Genomic DNA, 18,938 nt, shown 5'->3' with positions numbered 1-18,938 from the left:
CCCTTTAGATACTATGGTAAAAACCTAATGAATTTGTCGTTATCTTGATTTTATTTTACTTTTACCATCCTACAAAGAAGACTTTTTTCCAATTGTGGATTTGAAGTCTATCTAGCGCGGAGTGTAATGCTCCGCTTTTTTTATTTTATGGACTAATTACCTCCATTGATAATCTTTATCGTATTCTTGCTCTTTTTTCCAAAGGGTATAAGCAAGAATCAATAATTTACGCATTCCTGCCACAATCCCTTTACGTTTTATTGCTGGATTTCTTTCGCAAACTCTTTCATATAAATTTCTAATCGATTCATTAACTCTTGTCGCTGTCATAGAAGGCATATATAAAGTCTGTCGTATTCTCGAATTGCCGTGTTTTGATATTCGGGATTTCCCTTTGTATTTTCCGGATTCATGTAATGTAACATCAAGTCCTGCATAGCTTATTAACTGGCGAATGTTTTGGATTAATGCAAACCCATTAGTTTCAGCGATTAAAATTACAATGGTTTCAAAACCCAAACCAGGAGCTGTCTCTACTTTCTCAATTTTTTTCTTTAATTCCTTATCCTGGTCCACCGTGTTTTTGATTTCTTTTTTGATGGTTTGAATAGCTTTTTCATAAAATTCCATTTGTTCGATCTTTAACCCTATAATGCTTTCGAGCTTCTCATGCGACTTATACATGGCGTGTAATTGGCACTTCGATCGTTGAAGCTCTTTTTTAAAGGAGAGTAACTCCCTGCAAAGGTCTCTTAACTTTTTATACATGGGAGACATGGGGTGCCAACGATCTAATACTCTTTCTATTCCATATCCGGCTATATGTTTGGAATCCATGGAGTCTGTTTTTGTCTTTATATGAAGACTTTTTATATAGTTCTTTATTTTATTGGCCAATACAACAGATACTTCCTGATCCTTTTTATAAAGGAAATAGGCTAAGTCTTCATAATAAACACCGGTTGCTTCCATGACAAACCTTATGGGGCAACTATGGCCAGGTCCCTTTGTTTTTAAAACCCATTCCAAGAACTCTTCATGTCCTTTCCTGTTATTTTTAAAAGATCGCGTCCCTTTAATTTTCACAGAACCATCTTCTAATCGGATTTTTATACATCCATGAAAATCATCCATGGAGATATCGATTCCAGCACATATTTTTCTCATAGTTATTTAAATCAATAAAGGACTTCTTCTCTTTGTCTTTCCTCGTTTTTATACGGAATACAGGCAATATGGCCAATTTCCTAGATACTATTCAGACTATAAGAAGAAAAGAAACAGGTGCAAGATCTAAAGGGCGATATACTTATAAAAGTTATCTGGGCAGGGATGCTATTACCTGTTTCTTCCTTGTATTTAAGTTTTCAAATAACCATAAATCTCATATTTTTTAAAACCTATTCTATAAAAATATTTAAGAACAAACATACGAGGCCGGGGTAACGGAATTTCGGGCTGGTAGTGTCTGCCCCTCCGTCCTTGGCCCCGGCCCTCATTGGAGTTGGGGGCTTTGGGGTTATTTGGTTACTGAGTTATTAGGTTATTTAGGCAACACTCATAAACTCAGTAACCCAATTCCACTCCCTTTAGTCCCGGTGTCAAAATGATTTTCTGCTTAAAGGATCTTTAAAACGCCGCGATTTACTTCCTGGCGGAATCTTTAAGTTTTTTTAAAGGTAAAAAAGCAGAAAAGCCTTATTTTTAAGATGAAGAACTTATTTTACCGATTTTTCAACAAGCTAAAAAATACCCCTTATGCTAAAATTCTTAAAAACATTTTTTATACTTCTAAAAAAGTCATTTGTCCGGTGGAACAGGAATGATCCTTTTCCCAAAGGGGCGACCATAGCGTATTACACCCTTTTCTCACTGCCTTCATTATTGATCATTGTTATGACCATAGCCAGTTCGTTTTTTGAGCGGGAGGCGGTGCAGGGCAGGATCACCGCACAGATAGGTGACTTCATAGGGCGCGATTCCGCAAAGGCGGTGGAGAGCATGATCGTCAATGTTTCTTCTTCTGATGGTTCTGTACTGGCCATCCTCATCAGTATCGGCATGGTACTTTTTGCGGCTACCGGGGTATTTTTCCAGTTGAAAAAAACCATGAATACCATTTGGAGCGTGACTGCGAAAAGGACAAATTTCTGGAAAATGATCATAGACCGGCTGATCTCCTTTGGCATGGTACTGGTCATCGGTTTTTTGTTGCTTATTTCTTTGGTTATTTCTGCTTTGCTCAATGTATTAAAGGAACATATCGAACAAATTTCAAAAAGTCTTACCACAACCCTGGTAGATATGTTGAATTTCGGCATTTCCTTCCTGATCATCACCATTCTTTTTGCTGCCTTGTTCAAACTTCTGCCGGATATCAGGGTCCGGTGGAAAACGACATTCACCGGTGCGGTACTTACCACGGTTCTATTTTTAATCGGTGAATTCCTGATCGGTTTTTATTTCGGACAGAGCGAACCGGCTTCGGTATACGGAGCGGCAGGTTCTGTGGTGATTATCCTGCTCTGGGTGAATTATATCTGCCTTATCCTGTTCTTCGGGGCGGAATTCACCGTACAATATGCCGAATATAAAAACGAACATGTCGTACCCACCAAATTTGCCGAACCCGCCATTTACAGGGAAATTAAAAAATTGAGTTCCCGCCACCTGACCCCCGAAGAAGAAGAAAGAATACTGGAAAGATTGCGTTCTAACCTGGGAATTACGGAGGAGTGAAAGTCGGTGGCTTCGATACACCCCGGCGGAGCCGGGGCACTCAGCCATCTCTGTCCTGGCTATGAATGGGAGGGTTTTGAAAGCCTGGGCCATGAGACTAACCCGTACATTTACCTATATACTCCAAAGCTCACGCCCAGTGGGACACCAAAAAAACGCCCGCTTTACAAAGTATACGCTGAAGGCGCTAAGTCACAAATTACACTTTCCCCTTCGGGTGAAGTTTAGTTTGTTTTAGTCTAACCCTTAATTCGCATTAAAAATAATTAAAGCTAAATCTTGAAATTTTTAACCAAAACTTACCATCAACTTACCCGTTCCACTAAGTGTACGCCGAAGGCACTGCAAATATCTCCGGATTCGCAGCCCGTTACACGTCCATGCCGTAGTAGCTAAAAATTTTTGAATAATTGCTGGTTGAAAACACCTCATCAGCCAGATGGAAAAGTTTGTACCGGAAATATCAACGAACTAAGAATAACCCTTTAGCATAAGGTTGAAAAAATTAACTACCTTGCATTTACGACACAAAAGGAAAGATATATAGCTAAGTTGACTCGGTTTTTTGCCGATTTATTAACCGATGACGGCAAGTCCGGAGGTTAGGGAGTAGCAATAAAATTGCTCTTTAGTTACTGGTTATTAGTATATTAAGTTATTGAATTATACACATAGATGCTATTTGTATTAATCTCATAAACAAAGAGTTAAATATTTGTATGCTTATAAAATGAATAGACATTTCAAAAAAACCTGACTTTGTGGGCTTTGTGAAAAACTTTGAGCCCTTTGTGGTTTTCCCTGTCACGGGTCTTATTTTATCACAGAGATTTCACAAAGTAGGCAAAGACCTGCCTGCCGGCATAGGCAGGGTTGCACAAAGTATTGTAGAGAAATTCAATGTATAACTCAATTAAGTTATTCAGGCATCACGCATAAACTTAATAATTGAATAAAGTAAAAGTTTAATTCAGGTTCTCTATAATAGAAATTGCTAAAAATCGACTAGTATGCTGGCTTAAGCCAGTGTAAAAGATGCGGAAAAAAATAACCGGATTGATTCCTAAATACTTATACCTACTTATGGAAAAAAAATGTAATGAAAATATCGGCAGCAGCGATCGGCAAAATACCCAAACGCAACTGCGGCCAGAACGATTGCCAAACGAACAACAGCACGATAACGCAACGGAAACCATCTCCGGGCTGATCGCACAGAAAGCACAGGCGTACCCGGAGCGAACGGCGATTATCGATGGAAAACTCACGGTAAACTTCAGGCACCTGACGGACCGGGCGAACGCCATCGCCGGAGAACTGATGGCACGCAACGTCCCGGCAGGATCGCTCGTCGGTGTATGTATGCACCGCAACTGGGAACTGGTTGCGACTTTGCTGGGTGTATTACGGGCGGGCTGCGCCTATGTGCCGCTCGATCCCGCCTATCCACGGGAACGGGTACGCTACATGCTGGAACATTCCCGTGCGATGGCTGCTATTGTGGACGATGAGAACTGCGCGGAACTTTGTAAAGGCGTACAGGAGCTGATATGGCTTAATAAGGTGAAGCCACAAACAGCAGCCCAACCGGCCGGGCCGGCCGCGAACGATCTCGCTTATGTAATCTATACCTCCGGCTCCACAGGACTACCAAAAGGAGTCGCTGTCGAGCATCGGAATGTGGTTGCCATGACCCAGGCAATGAGTAATTTATTAGATGCCAAAGATCTGGAGGGCATGCTGGCCGCCACCTCCGTCTGTTTTGACCCCTCGGTCATGGAAATCCTGGGAACTTTAGCACTGGGAGGAACCGTGGTGCTTGCAAAAAACATGCTCGACTTGCCGGCCTTATCTTCGGCGAACCTGGTAAAAAGTTGTGTTGTAGTTCCATCTGCAATACAGGCGTTACTGTCTTCCGGATGGATACCTCACGGCATCCGCTCCATCGTTTTTGGCAGTGAAGCGCTTAAGCAACCACTGGTAGAAAAACTGTTTGCCCTGAACACAGGGGCCCGGGTGTTCAACGCATATGGCCCCACCGAAGATACCGTTTTCTCGACGGCGGTTGAGATCTTTAACGACACGCAAAACATTCCTATCGGGAAATCTGTGGAAAACTCCCGTTCTTATATACTAGACGATGATAGGAACCCGGTGCCCGATGGTATGGAGGGCGAACTGTTTCTGGCAGGAAACAAGCTTGCACGTGGGTACTTGTATGACGAAGCGCGTACCGCAGAGCGATTTATAACGATGAAACCTACCAGCGCTATCCCCGAGGTGCGGCTGTATAGAACAGGTGATCTTTGCCGAAGAAATGAAAACGGAGAAATCGAATTTTTAGGCCGCGTAGACCAACAGGTCAAGGTCAGGGGCTTCCGGATCGAATTAGAAGAGATTGAAGCGGCACTGGAATCCATGCCCGGGATTACCACTGCAGCGGCGGCTGCCGTAGATGGTGGTATAGGACAGAAAATGCTTGTAGCATATATAGTGAGTCCGCATGAAGCCGTAACAGCTGAGAACGCAAAGGCATATTTAGCACAAAGGATGCCAAAGTATATGGTTCCTCAAGTCGTGATACCCCTTAAGGAACTGCCTCTTTTACCCAACGGAAAGCTCGACCGCAATAAGCTAAAGTCCCTGAAAGGGCCCGGTCAGTCCGAACAGGAAAAACAGGCGACTGATGTAAACTCCGGGTCTGAGCTTCACACTAACGGACAGGCACAAAACCCGGCAGGTCACGGCACCGGCCGGCAGGTAGCCATACTGTCGGTAATTCAGAAAGAGGTTTTTGCTCTTCTGAATCTTAATGATTCCGAACAAATACTGCCGGACGATTCATTCGATAACCTGGGGCTTGACTCACTGTCCAGCCTGGAGCTGAGTGTGCGGCTTTCAAAAATATTTGGGCTAAGGCTTTCCGGAACCGTTGCTATGGAGTATTCCACTCCTGTAGCGCTGACCAATCATATTCTGGAACTGACAGACAGTGGCACAGGTAATACGCCAGGGGAAAATGCATGTAAAGTAGCATCGGATACGCTCGGGACTTTTCAGGAACGTATCCGTTCCAGCCACCCTACGTTTCAGGCTGCAAAAGCACCCTCCTGGTCCGCTAATGACAAGAGTAAACTTGTGCAGGAAGTGCTGCGTATGGTGAACAGCCTTGATAGAAATCCGTACAGTAAGGTACTCCGTACAGGGAGCGCTACCAAAGGTACCGTAACCGACGTGTACCATGATGAAGAACAGGAAGCCATTATATGGACGACCAACCTGTACCTCGGTTTGAACCGTGATAAAGAAGTGATCGAGGAAGCCTCTAAAGCCTTGCAACAATTCGGGAGCGGAATGGGAACCTCTGCAGCGGCTTCCGGGATGACGGACCTCCATGTAGAATTCGAAAAAGAGTTTGCCGAATTGGTAGGAAAGCCCGGTGCCTGCCTGTTCCCTACGGGTTATACTGCCAATGTTGGCGCTGTAGCGGGACTTCTGGGTAAAAATGATGTAGTCGTTATTGACCAGCTCTGCCACGCATCCATCGTTGACGGTGCCCGTCTGTGTGGTGCTACGATCAGAACATTTCAACACAACAGCTCCTCCGACCTGGAAGCAGTTCTGAAATCGGAAGTATCTCCTTACCGTACCGTACTGGTTGTTCTTGAAGGTGTTTACAGTATGGGGGAGGGTGCCGCACCGGTTGCGGAAATTGTGCGTACCGCAAAAGCATATGATGCGCTTGTGCTGGTGGACGAGGCCCATTCATTCGGTTTTTACGGGGACCGTGGCGCAGGTATTTGCGCTGCCCAGGGTATCACTGAAGAGGTAGATTTCATTATGACCACACTCAGTAAAGCACTCGGTAGCCTTGGAGGCGTGGTTGCTGCACGGGAGGAACATATAGATCTTTTGAAATCATCTTCGAGAGCCTATATTTTTCAGGCTTCCGTTAGCCCCGCAGATATGGCCGCAGCACTTACTGCTTTGCGCCGGTTACGTTCAGACGACAAACTGCGGGAGCGACTTTGGGATACGACCAGGTATATGCGACGGCGATTCATCGAAGCAGGTTATGACCTGGGTACGGGGGACGGTCCCATCATTACACCCCATTTTAGCGATAAGGATAAGCTATACGCCATAGTGCAGGGCATGTACAAGCGTGGCGTTCAAACATCAGCGGTGACCTACCCTATTGTGGAGAGCGGAAGAGGGCGTCTCCGGCTTATATGCTCATCTGCTCATACACGGGAAGATGTCGATAAGACGCTCGATGCGCTTATCGCAGCAGAACGTGAAGTAGATGAGGGTCAGCAGTTGGCAAGTTCCCGGACTGCTGACTCCGGAGAGCTGACTGCCATGCAGTCCGACGTGGAGAAGTGGAGGAATGACTTCGCCGCTTACCTGAAAGCTTCAATAGCCGAAAAAGCCGCTCACCAGGCTCCGAACCTTGTTGTGGCTATCCGTATTCCTGAGCATGAAAAGCCGGTAACCATAGTAATCCATGAACGAGATATTACACCAGGCACCGAAGAGATACCCGATCTTCCAATGTGTTCCCTGCTTCTTAAAAATAACCGGGCGGTCGCTGCCTTGCAGACATCAAACGTCCAGGAACTGCTTCATTGTATTAGCGAGGGCACTTGCGTGTTAAACGGTCAGGTAGAGCCATTTATCTGGCTCATCGCCCGAATGGTTGAAAAACAACAAGCCGTTGCGGAGAAACGTGATTAAACGGATTAAGTAAACTACCTCGATGCAAGCATACAAGGCATTAAAATAATTCCCGCGCTACAAAGTGTACGCTGAAGGCTCCGCAAAGTCCGGAACATTTGCAGCGCTGGTATTTTTTGCTTTTTATGGAGCGCTGTGGTGTTACAGGATTTCATATACAAAATGAGGAATACTATATAAAATGAAGCGTGTACTAAAAACCATATAACCAACTATAAATATGACAACTACACTTTATTCACGCCTTTTGATAACAAAAAAGAGGAATTGTGTATATTTATGTTTTAGCAGCAACTTTAACAACACCGCTCAACCGACAAAACTACTTGACTTTTACAATTACTTTCCCTTTGGCACGACCACTTGAAACGTAGGACATTGCTTCGTTCATTTGTTCAAACGAAAACACTTTATCAACTACAGGACGAATGACACCTGTTTCAATAAGCTTTCCGATTTCAGACAACTGCTTTCCGTTGGCTTGCATATAAAGAAACGAATAATCAACACCGAGTTTTTTTGCTTGACTTCTTACTTTCCTACTCAGAAAGAAAATCGCTGTTTTCATAAACCACGACAACCCTACTTCTTTTGCGAAAGCAGGATCGGGCGGACTTGAAATAGAAACGACTTTTCCGCCTGACTTCAATATTTTCATGGATTTCTCAAGCGTTTTTTCGTCCTGATTGTTAAGCACCAAGTCGTAATCTTTTAGTATCGTTTCAAAATCTTGTGTTTTGTAATCAATCACAATATCGGCACCAAGACTTTTCACCAAATCAAAATTACCGGCACTTGCCGTTGTGGCAACAGTCGCACCCAAATGTTTTGCCAACTGAATAGCAATCGTTCCGACACCGCCTGAACCTGCCTGTATAAATACTTTTTGATCTTTTTTGAGTTTTGCTTTTTCAACGAAAGCTTGCCAAACCGTTAAAGCAACCAATGGAATGGAAGCCGCCTGTTCCATTGAAATGTTTTTTGGTTTCAAGGCTGCATCGTTTTCATTGATAGTGATGTATTCCGCAAACGCACCGATTTTGAAATCGGCAGGACGGGCAAAAATTTCATCTCCAACTTTGAAACGACTAACTTTTGAACCCACTTTTGTAATGATTCCTGCGACATCGTGTCCTAAAATCAACGGAAATTTATATGGAAGTAACAACTTATATTCACCACTTTTCAGTTTGACATCTAACGGATTGATACTTGCTGAATGGACTTGAACCAACAGCTCATTTTCCTTAACAACTGGTTCGGCAACTTCAACCAATTGAAGTTTATCCGCTTTGCTGTATCTGTTTATTATAAATGCTTTCATTTCTTATTTTTTAAATTTATTTATATTTTTTATGATGGAATTTTCAAAGGTTTTAAATGAAAAATATTGTATAGCAGGGAATAACGAAGACCCCTTGCCTACGGGATTATTAAATTTGGGACTTTCATTTTCAACCAATTTCAATAGCGTTTCAACAACGGCAGTTGGTTCTTCGGATTTTGAAAATAAATCTTTTGTATAATCTTCAAGTGTTGTTCGATATTCATCATAATCACTTATTTTATTTTCTGCAACTTTCGAGTTAGTGACTATATTGGTTTTAGACCACATTGGTTCTACCATACTTACTTTTATATTAAATTCATTCAGTTCAAAACGAAGGGCTTTGAAATAACCTTCTAAAGCGTGCTTGGATGCAGCATAATACGCCCCGCCCGGAAGACTGATTAAACCCATAATTGAACCTACTGTAACTATCTTACCAAAACGCTGGTTTCTAAAATAAGGTAACAACTCATTGGTTAGCATAACAGTTCCCCAAAAGTTGGTTTCAAATTGTTGTTTGCCTTGAGTTATGGTAGTTTCTTCGGCAAGTCCAGACAAATAAAATCCTGCATTATTTATCAAAACATCTAATTGTTTTATTTCGGTGAAAAGTTGTTTTCCAAAAGATTTGATTGATTTATCATCAGTAATATCCAATGCTAACATTTTGAACGGCAATGAAGACTGATTTTTATCAGGGTTGCGGCTTGTGCCAATTACATTGTAACCCCTTTTATGTAGCTCTTTTGCGAGTAACAAACCAAAGCCCGAAGATGCTCCTGTTACTAAAATATTCTTTTTCATTTTTACTTACTTCGTTTTTTATTTGTAAATTCGCTTGCAAATTACAAGTGCAAATATACAAACAACTTTCGTAATGCAAGTTGTTTTCTAATTTATTTTATGAAAACAAGTAAAAAAAGGTCAGACTGCCCATTAAGTTGCTCACTTGACGTATTTGGCGACAAGTGGTCATTACTCATTATCAGAGACTTAATATTCGGAAATAAGTGTACCTACAACGACTTTTTAAAATCAGCAGAAGGTATTGCAACCAATATTTTAGCAACAAGACTAAAAGACCTTGAAGAAAATGGCATCATTGAAAAATCTGCACACCCAGACAGCAAGGCAAAAAAATTGTACCGATTGACACCAAAAGGAATAGATTTATTGCCTATACTTATGGAAGTGTACATTTGGTCGGAAAAATATTTCACTATTCCAGCTGACATTAAAGCAACAATCAAAGAAGCCAAGAAGGACAAAGACAAATTTGTAAAACAAGTAACGAAAGAACTGAAATCAAAATGACGAGAAAAAAAGCAGCAGCTACAAGAAATTGGCGGTTCGGTGGTTAAATGAAGCTTTGTGCTTCGTATCAAGCTCGGTGGTGGCAGGCAATTTTGTGCTTCGAAATCGCCAACTTCTTGTAGCCAAAAACCGTTGTGCATTATTATCACCCAACAAAGCTCAATCCATCTAATGAAAGCCTTTGTATTCGAAAAATATGGTTTACCCGATGTACTTCAACTTAAAGAGGTGGTTAATCCGATTCCTAAAGGCAATGAAGTTTTAGTAAGGGTTCACTCCGCATCCATAAATGACTGGGATTGGGGATTGGTCAGGGGTAAACCATTCGTTATCCGAATATTGTACGGCTTAAAAAAACCTAAAATCAAAATTCCCGGAGTCGATATATCAGGAAAGATTGAAGCTGTGGGAGAAAATGTAAAAAAGTTAAATCCTGGCGATGAAGTTTATGCAGACTTATCGGAGTCCGGGTTTGGCGGATTTGCCGAATATGTTTGTGTTCCTGAACATAGCTTATCGAAAAAACCTTCAAATCTATCTTTTAACGAAGCAGCGGCTCTACCACACGCTGCATTGTTATCCTTGCAAGGACTTATGGATATGGGGAAAATCAAATCCGGACAGAAAATCTTAATTAATGGTGCTGGCGGTGGAGTGGGAACTCTTGGAATTCAAATCGCCAAATTATACGATACAAAAGTGAGCGGTGTTGATAGTAAGGAGAAATTGACGACAATGCGCTCATTGGGGTATGACACGGTTATAGATTATAAAAAAGAGGACTTCACAAAAAACGGCGATAAGTATGACCTCATACTTGATACTAAAACCAACAGGTCAACAATCAAATATGCCAGATCCCTGCAAAAAAATGGCATTTACATCACGGTAGGGGGTACTATGTACCGACTTTTTCAAATATTTTTATTAGGCTCTCTTATTTCCATTTTTAGTAATAAGAAGTTAAAAGTTCTCAATCTTAAACCAAATAAGAATTTAGCCTATATCACTCAGCTTGCTGAAAACGGTAAAATTAAGCCATTAATTGATGGACCCTATGGCTTTGAAGAAATACCCAAACTTATTCAACATTTTGGAGAGGGCAAGCATCGGGGAAAAATTGTCGTTGAAATAATAAAATAACGAACGCCCTACATTTTATAGTCTGAACGTTATGTGTAACTTAAAACATCAAAAACGCATATACAGAAACTTTACGGAATAGAATATTATTAACAAATACAACTATGGCAAAAAGTAAATTACTGCAAATGCATAATGTCGGAATCGTTGTAGAATCCCTTGACAACGCCATTTCGTTTTTCACAGCACTAGGTTTGCAACTCGAAGGACGAGCCACTGTCGAAGGAGAATGGTCCGGTCGGGTTACCGGACTGGATTCCCAACAAGTAGAAATCGCTATGATGGCTACGCCCGATGGACATAATCGGCTTGAACTTACAAGATTTTTAAATCCAGCAACAATTTCAGATCACAGAAACGCACCTGTTAACTCCCTCGGTTATTTACGAATAATGTTCACCGTTGAAGATATTGATGAAATGGTATCTAAACTAACCAAACAAGGTGCCCAACTCGTTGGAGATGTGGTTGAGTATGAGAATACGTACCGACTCTGTTACATTCGTGGGGTCGAAGGGCTTCTCATTGGACTGGCAGAAGAAATTGGTAATGAATGAATAAAAAGCAATACATAACAGCGGTCAGGCAGACAAAAGGCAGACCTGGGAATAACCCCGGACACGGCTAAGGTTTGTTCCCTTTTTGCTGATTTTTATTGTCGAAAACCCTGCACTACCCAGTGTTTTAAGGCGAATGCCTCTGGATTAACGATCTCTATAAGGATAATTGTAAGGGAAATCCCATTTTATTCCCTGCATAAATGGTATGAGTTCCATTTCTACCGTATCTTTGGCGAGTACGCCGTACATAGGGTTTAAACCACTTTCTTATGAAAAATTCACTTCTGACAGCCCTTTTAATAGGAGTCATAGGCATTTGTTATACACAACCAATCCGGACCGATAGTATAGACTATAAAATGGTTTACGGAATGGGGTTAAAGGCCGATGTGGCTCCTATAATAGCCTGCTTTGATACTCTCCACCCGGTTGCAGAAGAGGATATTGCCTTTAAAAACCGGTTTTTATCCCGTTTTAAATATAAAACCGAAAGGGTTGCGTTTTCCGAAGATACGGATAACAACATTGTATTACTCTACAGGATTTTTGAAACTTACTGGAGGGAAAGCATGCTACGGCCAGAGATAAGCCGTGATAGTATTTTTAAAACCGACCTCACCGATTTTTTTAAATCGCTAAACCAAGAACAACCTTTTGTTAAAGAACCCGTGACCAGGGATAACCTTGAGGATACTTTTAAAAAATTTATTGATTCTAAAGGACTCCATGCTACGGGCTTTGGAAAAACCGGCAAATTCTACGACCTGTTGTTATGGAATACGGAAGTTCCGGAAGAATATCCCGTTGAACTTATGGATACCTCCATGACCGTTACAGTTCACTTCATGGACGACTTTGTTTCCCTGGGCTGGCTGGAATATGTAAGAATGGGCAATTATTATCCCGGTGGCTGGGCAACAGAAGAAGGCTTGTATTGTGTAACCAAGGGATACGATCTGACCTCGGAGAAATTTTTGGTCCACTTTCTGAAACACGAAGCTCAGCACTTTGCAGACAGGGCAAGGTTTAAAAATTTACAAGCACATCAACTGGAATACAGGGCAAAACTCCTTGAACTGTATTTCGGTAACGAAACATTGTATGAAACACTGGAAAAGTTTGTCCGGACCGCCAAGAACGATCCTTCCAATGCGCATCCTTATGCCAATTATAATATAATCCGCAACCTATCTAAAAAGATATTTGAGGAAGACCTTGTCAAAGACCTTTCCAGGTGGAAAGGAATTTCCGCACAGGATATCCGGAAAGCTGCCTGGTTCCTGTATACGGAAGATACTGATCGGTTAAAAAGCTAATCTCACCCTGGTTCGGACACAGGAGAAGCGTGGGGGCTGTTATAACAAGCATGTGTAACCCGCCCTGCTTTGCAAAGTGTGTGCTGAAAGTGCTACGAATGTCTGCCACTCCGCAGCCTGGGAAATAGAAAATCATATCTTTATCAGACAAACGATCCCAGAAGTTTTTATGTAGTTAATTATAATTATCTATATTCATGAACCGACAATCAAAACCGATTTATTATGAAAACAAAAATCAAATTCCTCTTGCTCATCTTACCTTTTATAGCTTTAATAAGCTGCGGAACGAATGAAGTTAAACATGCTACCAACCCGGAAATCGGAACCTATAAAGTAGCCATTCTATATCCGGATGGAGAGAACAAAACATTCGACATGGATTATTACGAAAAGAAGCACATGCCTATGATGGCCCGACTTTTAGGTGATAATTTAAAGTTTTATGAAATTGACAAGGGCATAGCGGGCAGGACAGATGGTGATAAAGTCAGTTTTGTCACTATGGGTTATTTTTACATCCACGATGTGGATGAATACCATAAAGTGATTGCCCAAAATATGGATACCATTCGCAGCGATATCCCGAAATACACAAATATTCAGCCGATAATACAAATAAGTGAAATCAAACAATGGAAGGCCGGTCATATAAAATAAGGCCCCTCCCGAAAAGTATAAGTTTGAAAATCCTGCTCTACGAGGTATCGCATGCGCTGCGAATGTCTCCGAATTTGCAGTCTATGTTTCTATGTTAGATCAAAAACAGACCAATACGTAACGCCCCTCGCTGAGGGGTTTGCAACATGGTATTTCGCAGCCTTAAAGCCGTGACGGCTGGTAGTACTATTGCGATAATCGGGTTATGTGCACCGCTATCGGAAGAAAACACGTAAAGCATGGGCACATCTCGGAGAGGCATTCAAGGATTCTTTATGGGATAGAAGTGCCCCATTGATCCCTGTTTGAGCCTGGCGGAAATACTATCAAAGATTCAAATAATAACGGGTACTCTTTCGCGCTCCGGTTCTTGTAAAAGCCCCGATACGAACCATCTTCTGCAAGTCACGGGTCGCTGTTGAGGCTGTTGTGCCGGTTATCTTTATATAGTTATCTGCACTCAGCCCACCCTGGAAACCTTCAATGCCTTCCCGAAAAATTCTGTTAACCACCTTACGTTGGCGATCATTAAGTTCCTTGTCGAACTTTTGAAAGTATTTGGTTTTGCCTATCAGGAAATCTATCATTTTTTGCGTATACTCCTGGGCCCGGAGTACCATTTCGCAAAAATATTCAAGCCATTCCGTAATTTCCAATGCACTACTGCTCTGATGTAAGGCGTTATAATACATTTTTTTATTGCTCTCGATAGTATGGGAAATAGCAATTAGCGTTGGTCTCTCCAGGTATTGCGATAAAACCTTCTCGGATAGTGCACGACCAATCCTTCCGTTTCCATCTTCAAAGGGGTGTATGCTTTCAAAATATAAATGAGCAATGCCCGCTTTTTTCAAGGGTTCCGGTTCTTCTTTTGCTTTGGTCTCATTAAACCAGGCAATAAACCGGCTCATTTCCTTTTCCACCATACTTGAAGGAGGTGCTTCAAAATGTACCAAAGGACGGTTCATCGGTCCGGACACTATTTGCATCGGGTCTTCATGAGTTCTGTAACTCCCTATATCCAACAGGTCACGACGACCATTCATCAACATTTTATGCCATGTAAATAATTGCTCATGTGTTAAAGGAGTTTTATAGTTTTTATATAGGTCTATCATCATTTCCGACACCCCCTGTTCGGCTGGTGAAATTTTATGCCTGTCATTCTGCAGGCCGAAATGATTTCGAATAGAAGATTGTAACGAATCCCTGTCCAGCAGTTCTCCTTCTATTTGAGAGGTTTTATAAGCCTCGTCACTTAATAATATGACTTTTAATTCATCCTGGTTTTCATCGCTTATATGCTTTAAGCTCCCGGACAATACTCCGGCTTTATGTAAAAACTCCTTTTCATAAACATGCAATGCTTCCGATGAATACTCGAATGCGGGCCAATTTTTAAACTGCCAATTCCATGCCATGGGCTATAAAGATAAATTTATAGCTCAATATAATACAAATAAATGAGCTATAAAAATAAATTTATAGCCCACATGATACTATCGTGCCCTCCGGCTGACCTTCGTTTGAGCCTGGCAGAAACGAAGGTCTATCGTAAAAAACGTTTGTAACGCGCTACAAAAGAGGTCTTACAAAAACGCAGGGGTAATAAACAAGTTTCGAAAAAGCAAGAAAACAAACGTTCGTCTGTTATCACTTTCCGCAAAAAACCGTATTTTTAAAAACCAATTGGAAATCAAAGTGTCTTATCTCGTTATTTCTTACAAACAGTTAACTCCACCACCTGATGAAAGAACGTTATTCCATATTCCGGAAATTCTCTACCCTGGAACAAGCCAGGGAGTTGGAATCCCAACTCAACGGAAACGGTATCGATACGGTGCTGGCCGACAATGTGCCCCCGGTAGACATAACATTCTCCGGGAACACCCTGCAAATGAAAAGAATATCACACCTGCGCCTCGGCACTCCTGTATGGATATACGCCATATCCAGGGCTTTGGAACGCGCTTCCTTCTATGGGATCCGGGCATTGCTCGTATTATATATGCTGAGTGAAACCATAAACATGCCGCAACAGCAGGCCCTGACCATATACGGATGGCTGGCATTTTGTATCCTTATTTCACAGGTACTGGGGGCTGTCTTCGGGGATTTGGTTCTCGGTAATAAAAACACGCTTATTGCAGGTGGGGCCATCCATGCCCTGGGTGCTTTTTGTTTATGTATTCCGTCTGTTTTAGGTTTATATACAGGTATTGCTCTTATAGTACTGGGTAGTGGTTTTTATACGCCTAACCTCTTAGCTCATCTCGGGAAACAATACCAGGCAAAATCAAAACTGCTGGATGCTGCATTTACCATCTTATATGCCGGCATAAACATCGGTGCTGCTTTGGGAGTGTTTTGGATAAGCTACCTGGGGAATATAAACTATAGTTATGGCTTTGCTGCTGCCGGCATCTTAATGCTTTGTTCGGTTGCCCTTCCATTGCTCATCCCGGAAACACCACCTGGAAATACCGAAGATAACAACATGGAAACATCTACGGGTAAAAGCGTGTTATATGTGCTTGTGGCTTTTCTCCTTATCGCATTGTTCTGGGGTGTGTACGAAATAGCTAATACCCGTCTCTTTGACATACAATATGAAATTGGCCGGACGGCAACCTCGCCTTTTTCACAGTACTTCCTGTCCTCCCTTAATTCTGCTTTTCTCGTATTCCTCAGTATTGTTGCCGCCATTACCTGGTCTTTCTTTTATGCAAATCGTTTTCTCAAACTGACTGCCGGATTCCTCGTAGTTGCCCTGTCTTTTATACCACTTTTTTTTATCCCGGCAGTTGCTACGGAACAACATATTGTATTACTGGTTGCTACCGTATTTTTGTGGGGCGTAGCGGAAATACTCATTTCCCCGGTTATTTACTCGGTTTTGACCCGGTATACCAATCCCCGTTACCTAGCCATGGTAATGAGTGCATCGTTTATATTGTCAAGGATATTTATCTTCCTGGTCTCGATCTTTGCAGAATATCTGCGTGAAGTCCCTTGGTTGGTCGTGGTAACAGGAGGTAGTATTACGATCGGGGCTACGGTGGTAGCCGCATCGCTGTTTTTGGTGGGCAGGAGAACGTGAATACGACACAGGTTTTCCGGTTAAGGCATATTTTTTTTATCAATAGTCCATCCTTTTGATCGGGAAAGTCCGCTTGGGCTACCGGTAAATAGTTTGCCCGCTTTACGATCGTCCTTTAGTTGCCATTTGTACCAGTGGGTCGCCACCCTGGCAAATTCGCCACCGTGCGGATCGCTATACGTGCCGCCATGCCCCACATCCAGGTTTCCTATAAAAACAGGAACATGGTTAATTTGCCTGAAATCGTCCATTCCGTTTTCATAAGCGATATCCGATTTACCCCCTAAAAGATAAAGTGTTGGGGTGTGTATTTTTTGGAGTTGCTCTTTATGCACCGAGGGCATCCCCGGCATACCATCCCCCCGATTTTTTAATACCCCGCTATTAAATACGCCTATTGCAGTAATTCTGGGATCAGCTGCGACCTCCAGGGTTTGCAAACCACCGCAGGACATACCGCTTACGGCAATTTTTGTTATGTCTATTTTATTATAATAAGGACTTTTACTGTCATTGTTTTGTGCAATGGCCCAGTCCATAGCGTTGAGCAGTTGTTCTGATTTTGACTTGTCTTTTACCTGTTCTCCATTTTCTTTGGGCATAGTGCCAATGGCAACAACCAGGAATCCGTGAGAAGCAATCTCATTCAGGAAATTAACATGCTCCCAGGGCGAATTATAGCAGGCTCCATTGCCCCAGGCTATAATGGGGAGTTTGTTGTCTTTGCCAAAAACACCGATATCATCGGGCCTGAAAATGGTGTGAGTGGGCAATGAAGGTTCTGTCATCATTATGGCAGAATATTCCCCGGTGCCCCCGTCTTCAATAATCCTGGATTCTTTTCCCCCTTCAAAAACCAGGTGCTCGGAGAAGAAAGGCAGTACCTTTGTTCTTATACGCTCGGCGATACGATTCAGATGATCGCCTTCATAGCTTTCATATTCGTGCGATATCTGATAGGTTTCCAGTAATTCATGCAACTTTTTCGTAGATGCACTGATGCCCTGGTCCTGCAACCCGGCATCCATACCAATAGCCTCCAGTTTTCGTAAATTGGGGATGTATTGCTCAATGGTGTAAAGTGTTCGGTTAGCAGTTATTTTATTGGCGATGTCCTCACGGACCTCACCATCGGCAAAAGGCAGGTCGAGATAAAATGGTGGGTTACCGGGATTGGGGGCAAAAGCGGCAGAAGTGGCCAGGGTAGCTATTTCAAAGAAGGAAGCGTCTTTCAACTGATCTAACGTCGTGAAGGATTCCATTTTATCCGCAAACTCTTTATTCGTGTTCACTTCCCCTTCCATGCAGCATGGGCTCAACAGGTAAACGGATGAAAAAACATCCGGATATCTCATCCCGAGGCGAATAGTTCCGTATCCGCCCATCGAATGCCCTGCCAATCCACGGCTTTTTACATCCGCCAATGTCCGGTAGTGGGTGTCAATATACTCCACCAGCTCTTTCGTTACAAAGGTTTCCCAGTCACCAACGGTCGCGGAATTAGCATACATACTCCCCTTAAAGCGGTTATAGGCATTCGGCATCACTACGATCATCTCTTTGGCAAGCCCTTCCGCGAGCGATTGGTCGATCACTTCCTTCAGGTTGATCCAGTGATCTTCCCACCCGAACCATTGCGCATAGTTGTCGGTAAATCCATGGAGCATATATAGTACCGGAAAGCGACCGTCGGGAGTTGACTGATAGGACGGGGGCAAATAAATAGCTATATCACGCTCGGCAGGATCACCGATGAGATTGCCTTCAATGGCGGTGCTATATATTTTGAAACGTTCTTTGGTTCCTTTTTGGGCCCGGGCAAACGGAACACCCAGGAAGACAATGATCAGGAGTAGAAGAGATTTTTTCATAGCAATAAATATACAAACTGGGAATGAGATTTATGCATTAGCTTGCCGAATAAATACTTTCGTCCGCCTCACGTATGGTTATTGTTATGGACAAAAGGTTTTAGGAAATCAGTGCTGTACACCCCGGGGCTTCGATACATTCCGGGCTATTGCCCGGAACACTCAGCC

General features: G+C 42.5%; 13 protein-coding genes. 8 read left to right on the top strand and 5 right to left on the bottom strand.

What is annotated here, in order from left to right:
* Positions 1-156: 156 nt before the first annotated feature.
* Positions 157-1,167: an IS110 family RNA-guided transposase gene (locus ACVBDU_RS04025; protein WP_447178497.1), complete on the bottom strand. Its 1,011-nt coding sequence runs from the start codon at positions 1,165-1,167 to the stop codon at positions 157-159.
* Positions 1,168-1,758: 591 nt separating this feature from the next.
* Here ACVBDU_RS04025 and ACVBDU_RS04020 point away from each other — a divergent pair.
* Positions 1,759-2,739, top strand: a complete 981-nt coding sequence (locus ACVBDU_RS04020; protein WP_447178496.1) for a YihY/virulence factor BrkB family protein — start codon at positions 1,759-1,761, stop codon at positions 2,737-2,739.
* 1,083 nt (positions 2,740-3,822) lie between these two features.
* Complete coding sequence (locus tag ACVBDU_RS04015; protein WP_447178495.1) at positions 3,823-7,476, top strand: amino acid adenylation domain-containing protein; 3,654 nt, start codon at positions 3,823-3,825, stop codon at positions 7,474-7,476.
* Between the two features lie 322 nt (positions 7,477-7,798).
* Here ACVBDU_RS04015 and ACVBDU_RS04010 read toward each other — a convergent pair whose 3' ends face one another.
* Positions 7,799-8,800 carry an NADP-dependent oxidoreductase gene (locus tag ACVBDU_RS04010; RefSeq protein ID WP_447178494.1) on the bottom strand — a complete coding sequence of 334 codons (1,002 nt, stop codon included), beginning with the start codon at positions 8,798-8,800 and terminating at the stop codon, positions 7,799-7,801.
* A gap of 3 nt (positions 8,801-8,803) precedes the next feature.
* Positions 8,804-9,610 (bottom strand): SDR family NAD(P)-dependent oxidoreductase, encoded by an 807-nt coding sequence (locus ACVBDU_RS04005; RefSeq protein ID WP_447178493.1) that lies wholly within the window; start codon positions 9,608-9,610, stop codon positions 8,804-8,806.
* A 99-nt stretch (positions 9,611-9,709) separates the two neighbouring features.
* On the opposite strand from ACVBDU_RS04005, the gene ACVBDU_RS04000 reads away from it, so the two are divergent.
* The 5 genes from ACVBDU_RS04000 (at position 9,710) to ACVBDU_RS03980 (ending at position 13,799) form a co-directional block, all read left to right on the top strand.
* Entirely contained in the window at positions 9,710-10,120 is a 411-nt protein-coding gene (locus tag ACVBDU_RS04000) for a winged helix-turn-helix transcriptional regulator (protein WP_447178492.1), read from the top strand.
* Positions 10,121-10,177: 57 nt separating this feature from the next.
* Entirely contained in the window at positions 10,178-11,263 is a 1,086-nt protein-coding gene (locus ACVBDU_RS03995) for an NAD(P)-dependent alcohol dehydrogenase (protein WP_447178491.1), read from the top strand.
* A 104-nt stretch (positions 11,264-11,367) separates the two neighbouring features.
* Positions 11,368-11,820 (top strand): VOC family protein, encoded by a 453-nt coding sequence (locus ACVBDU_RS03990; RefSeq protein ID WP_447178490.1) that lies wholly within the window; start codon positions 11,368-11,370, stop codon positions 11,818-11,820.
* Positions 11,821-12,092: 272 nt separating this feature from the next.
* Complete coding sequence (locus ACVBDU_RS03985) at positions 12,093-13,139, top strand: hypothetical protein (RefSeq protein WP_447178489.1); 1,047 nt, start codon at positions 12,093-12,095, stop codon at positions 13,137-13,139.
* 225 nt (positions 13,140-13,364) lie between these two features.
* Complete coding sequence (locus tag ACVBDU_RS03980; RefSeq protein WP_447178488.1) at positions 13,365-13,799, top strand: EthD family reductase; 435 nt, start codon at positions 13,365-13,367, stop codon at positions 13,797-13,799.
* A 326-nt stretch (positions 13,800-14,125) separates the two neighbouring features.
* On the opposite strand, the gene ACVBDU_RS03975 is transcribed toward ACVBDU_RS03980, so the two are convergent.
* Positions 14,126-15,220 (bottom strand): Fic family protein, encoded by a 1,095-nt coding sequence (locus tag ACVBDU_RS03975; RefSeq protein ID WP_447178487.1) that lies wholly within the window; start codon positions 15,218-15,220, stop codon positions 14,126-14,128.
* A gap of 326 nt (positions 15,221-15,546) precedes the next feature.
* Here ACVBDU_RS03975 and ACVBDU_RS03970 point away from each other — a divergent pair, with 326 nt between their 5' ends.
* On the top strand, positions 15,547-16,899 hold the full coding sequence (locus ACVBDU_RS03970) for an MFS transporter (protein WP_447178486.1): 1,353 nt from the start codon (positions 15,547-15,549) through the stop codon (positions 16,897-16,899).
* A gap of 20 nt (positions 16,900-16,919) precedes the next feature.
* Here ACVBDU_RS03970 and ACVBDU_RS03965 read toward each other — a convergent pair whose 3' ends face one another.
* Positions 16,920-18,770 carry an alpha/beta hydrolase-fold protein gene (locus ACVBDU_RS03965; protein WP_447178485.1) on the bottom strand — a complete coding sequence of 617 codons (1,851 nt, stop codon included), beginning with the start codon at positions 18,768-18,770 and terminating at the stop codon, positions 16,920-16,922.
* Positions 18,771-18,938: the final 168 nt, after the last annotated feature.

This window comes from Sinomicrobium endophyticum, from assembly GCF_052983315.1.
This window is presented reverse-complemented; position numbering and strand designations above follow the sequence as displayed.

Coding starts and splice junctions, on each gene's coding strand:
- ACVBDU_RS04025 (WP_447178497.1), bottom strand. CDS start 1,167: ATGAGAAAAATATGTGCTGGAATCGATATCTCCATGGATGATTTTCAT.
- ACVBDU_RS04020 (WP_447178496.1), top strand. CDS start 1,759: ATGCTAAAATTCTTAAAAACATTTTTTATACTTCTAAAAAAGTCATTT.
- ACVBDU_RS04015 (WP_447178495.1), top strand. CDS start 3,823: ATGGAAAAAAAATGTAATGAAAATATCGGCAGCAGCGATCGGCAAAAT.
- ACVBDU_RS04010 (WP_447178494.1), bottom strand. CDS start 8,800: ATGAAAGCATTTATAATAAACAGATACAGCAAAGCGGATAAACTTCAA.
- ACVBDU_RS04005 (WP_447178493.1), bottom strand. CDS start 9,610: ATGAAAAAGAATATTTTAGTAACAGGAGCATCTTCGGGCTTTGGTTTG.
- ACVBDU_RS04000 (WP_447178492.1), top strand. CDS start 9,710: ATGAAAACAAGTAAAAAAAGGTCAGACTGCCCATTAAGTTGCTCACTT.
- ACVBDU_RS03990 (WP_447178490.1), top strand. CDS start 11,368: ATGGCAAAAAGTAAATTACTGCAAATGCATAATGTCGGAATCGTTGTA.
- ACVBDU_RS03985 (WP_447178489.1), top strand. CDS start 12,093: ATGAAAAATTCACTTCTGACAGCCCTTTTAATAGGAGTCATAGGCATT.
- ACVBDU_RS03980 (WP_447178488.1), top strand. CDS start 13,365: ATGAAAACAAAAATCAAATTCCTCTTGCTCATCTTACCTTTTATAGCT.
- ACVBDU_RS03975 (WP_447178487.1), bottom strand. CDS start 15,220: ATGGCATGGAATTGGCAGTTTAAAAATTGGCCCGCATTCGAGTATTCA.
- ACVBDU_RS03970 (WP_447178486.1), top strand. CDS start 15,547: ATGAAAGAACGTTATTCCATATTCCGGAAATTCTCTACCCTGGAACAA.
- ACVBDU_RS03965 (WP_447178485.1), bottom strand. CDS start 18,770: ATGAAAAAATCTCTTCTACTCCTGATCATTGTCTTCCTGGGTGTTCCG.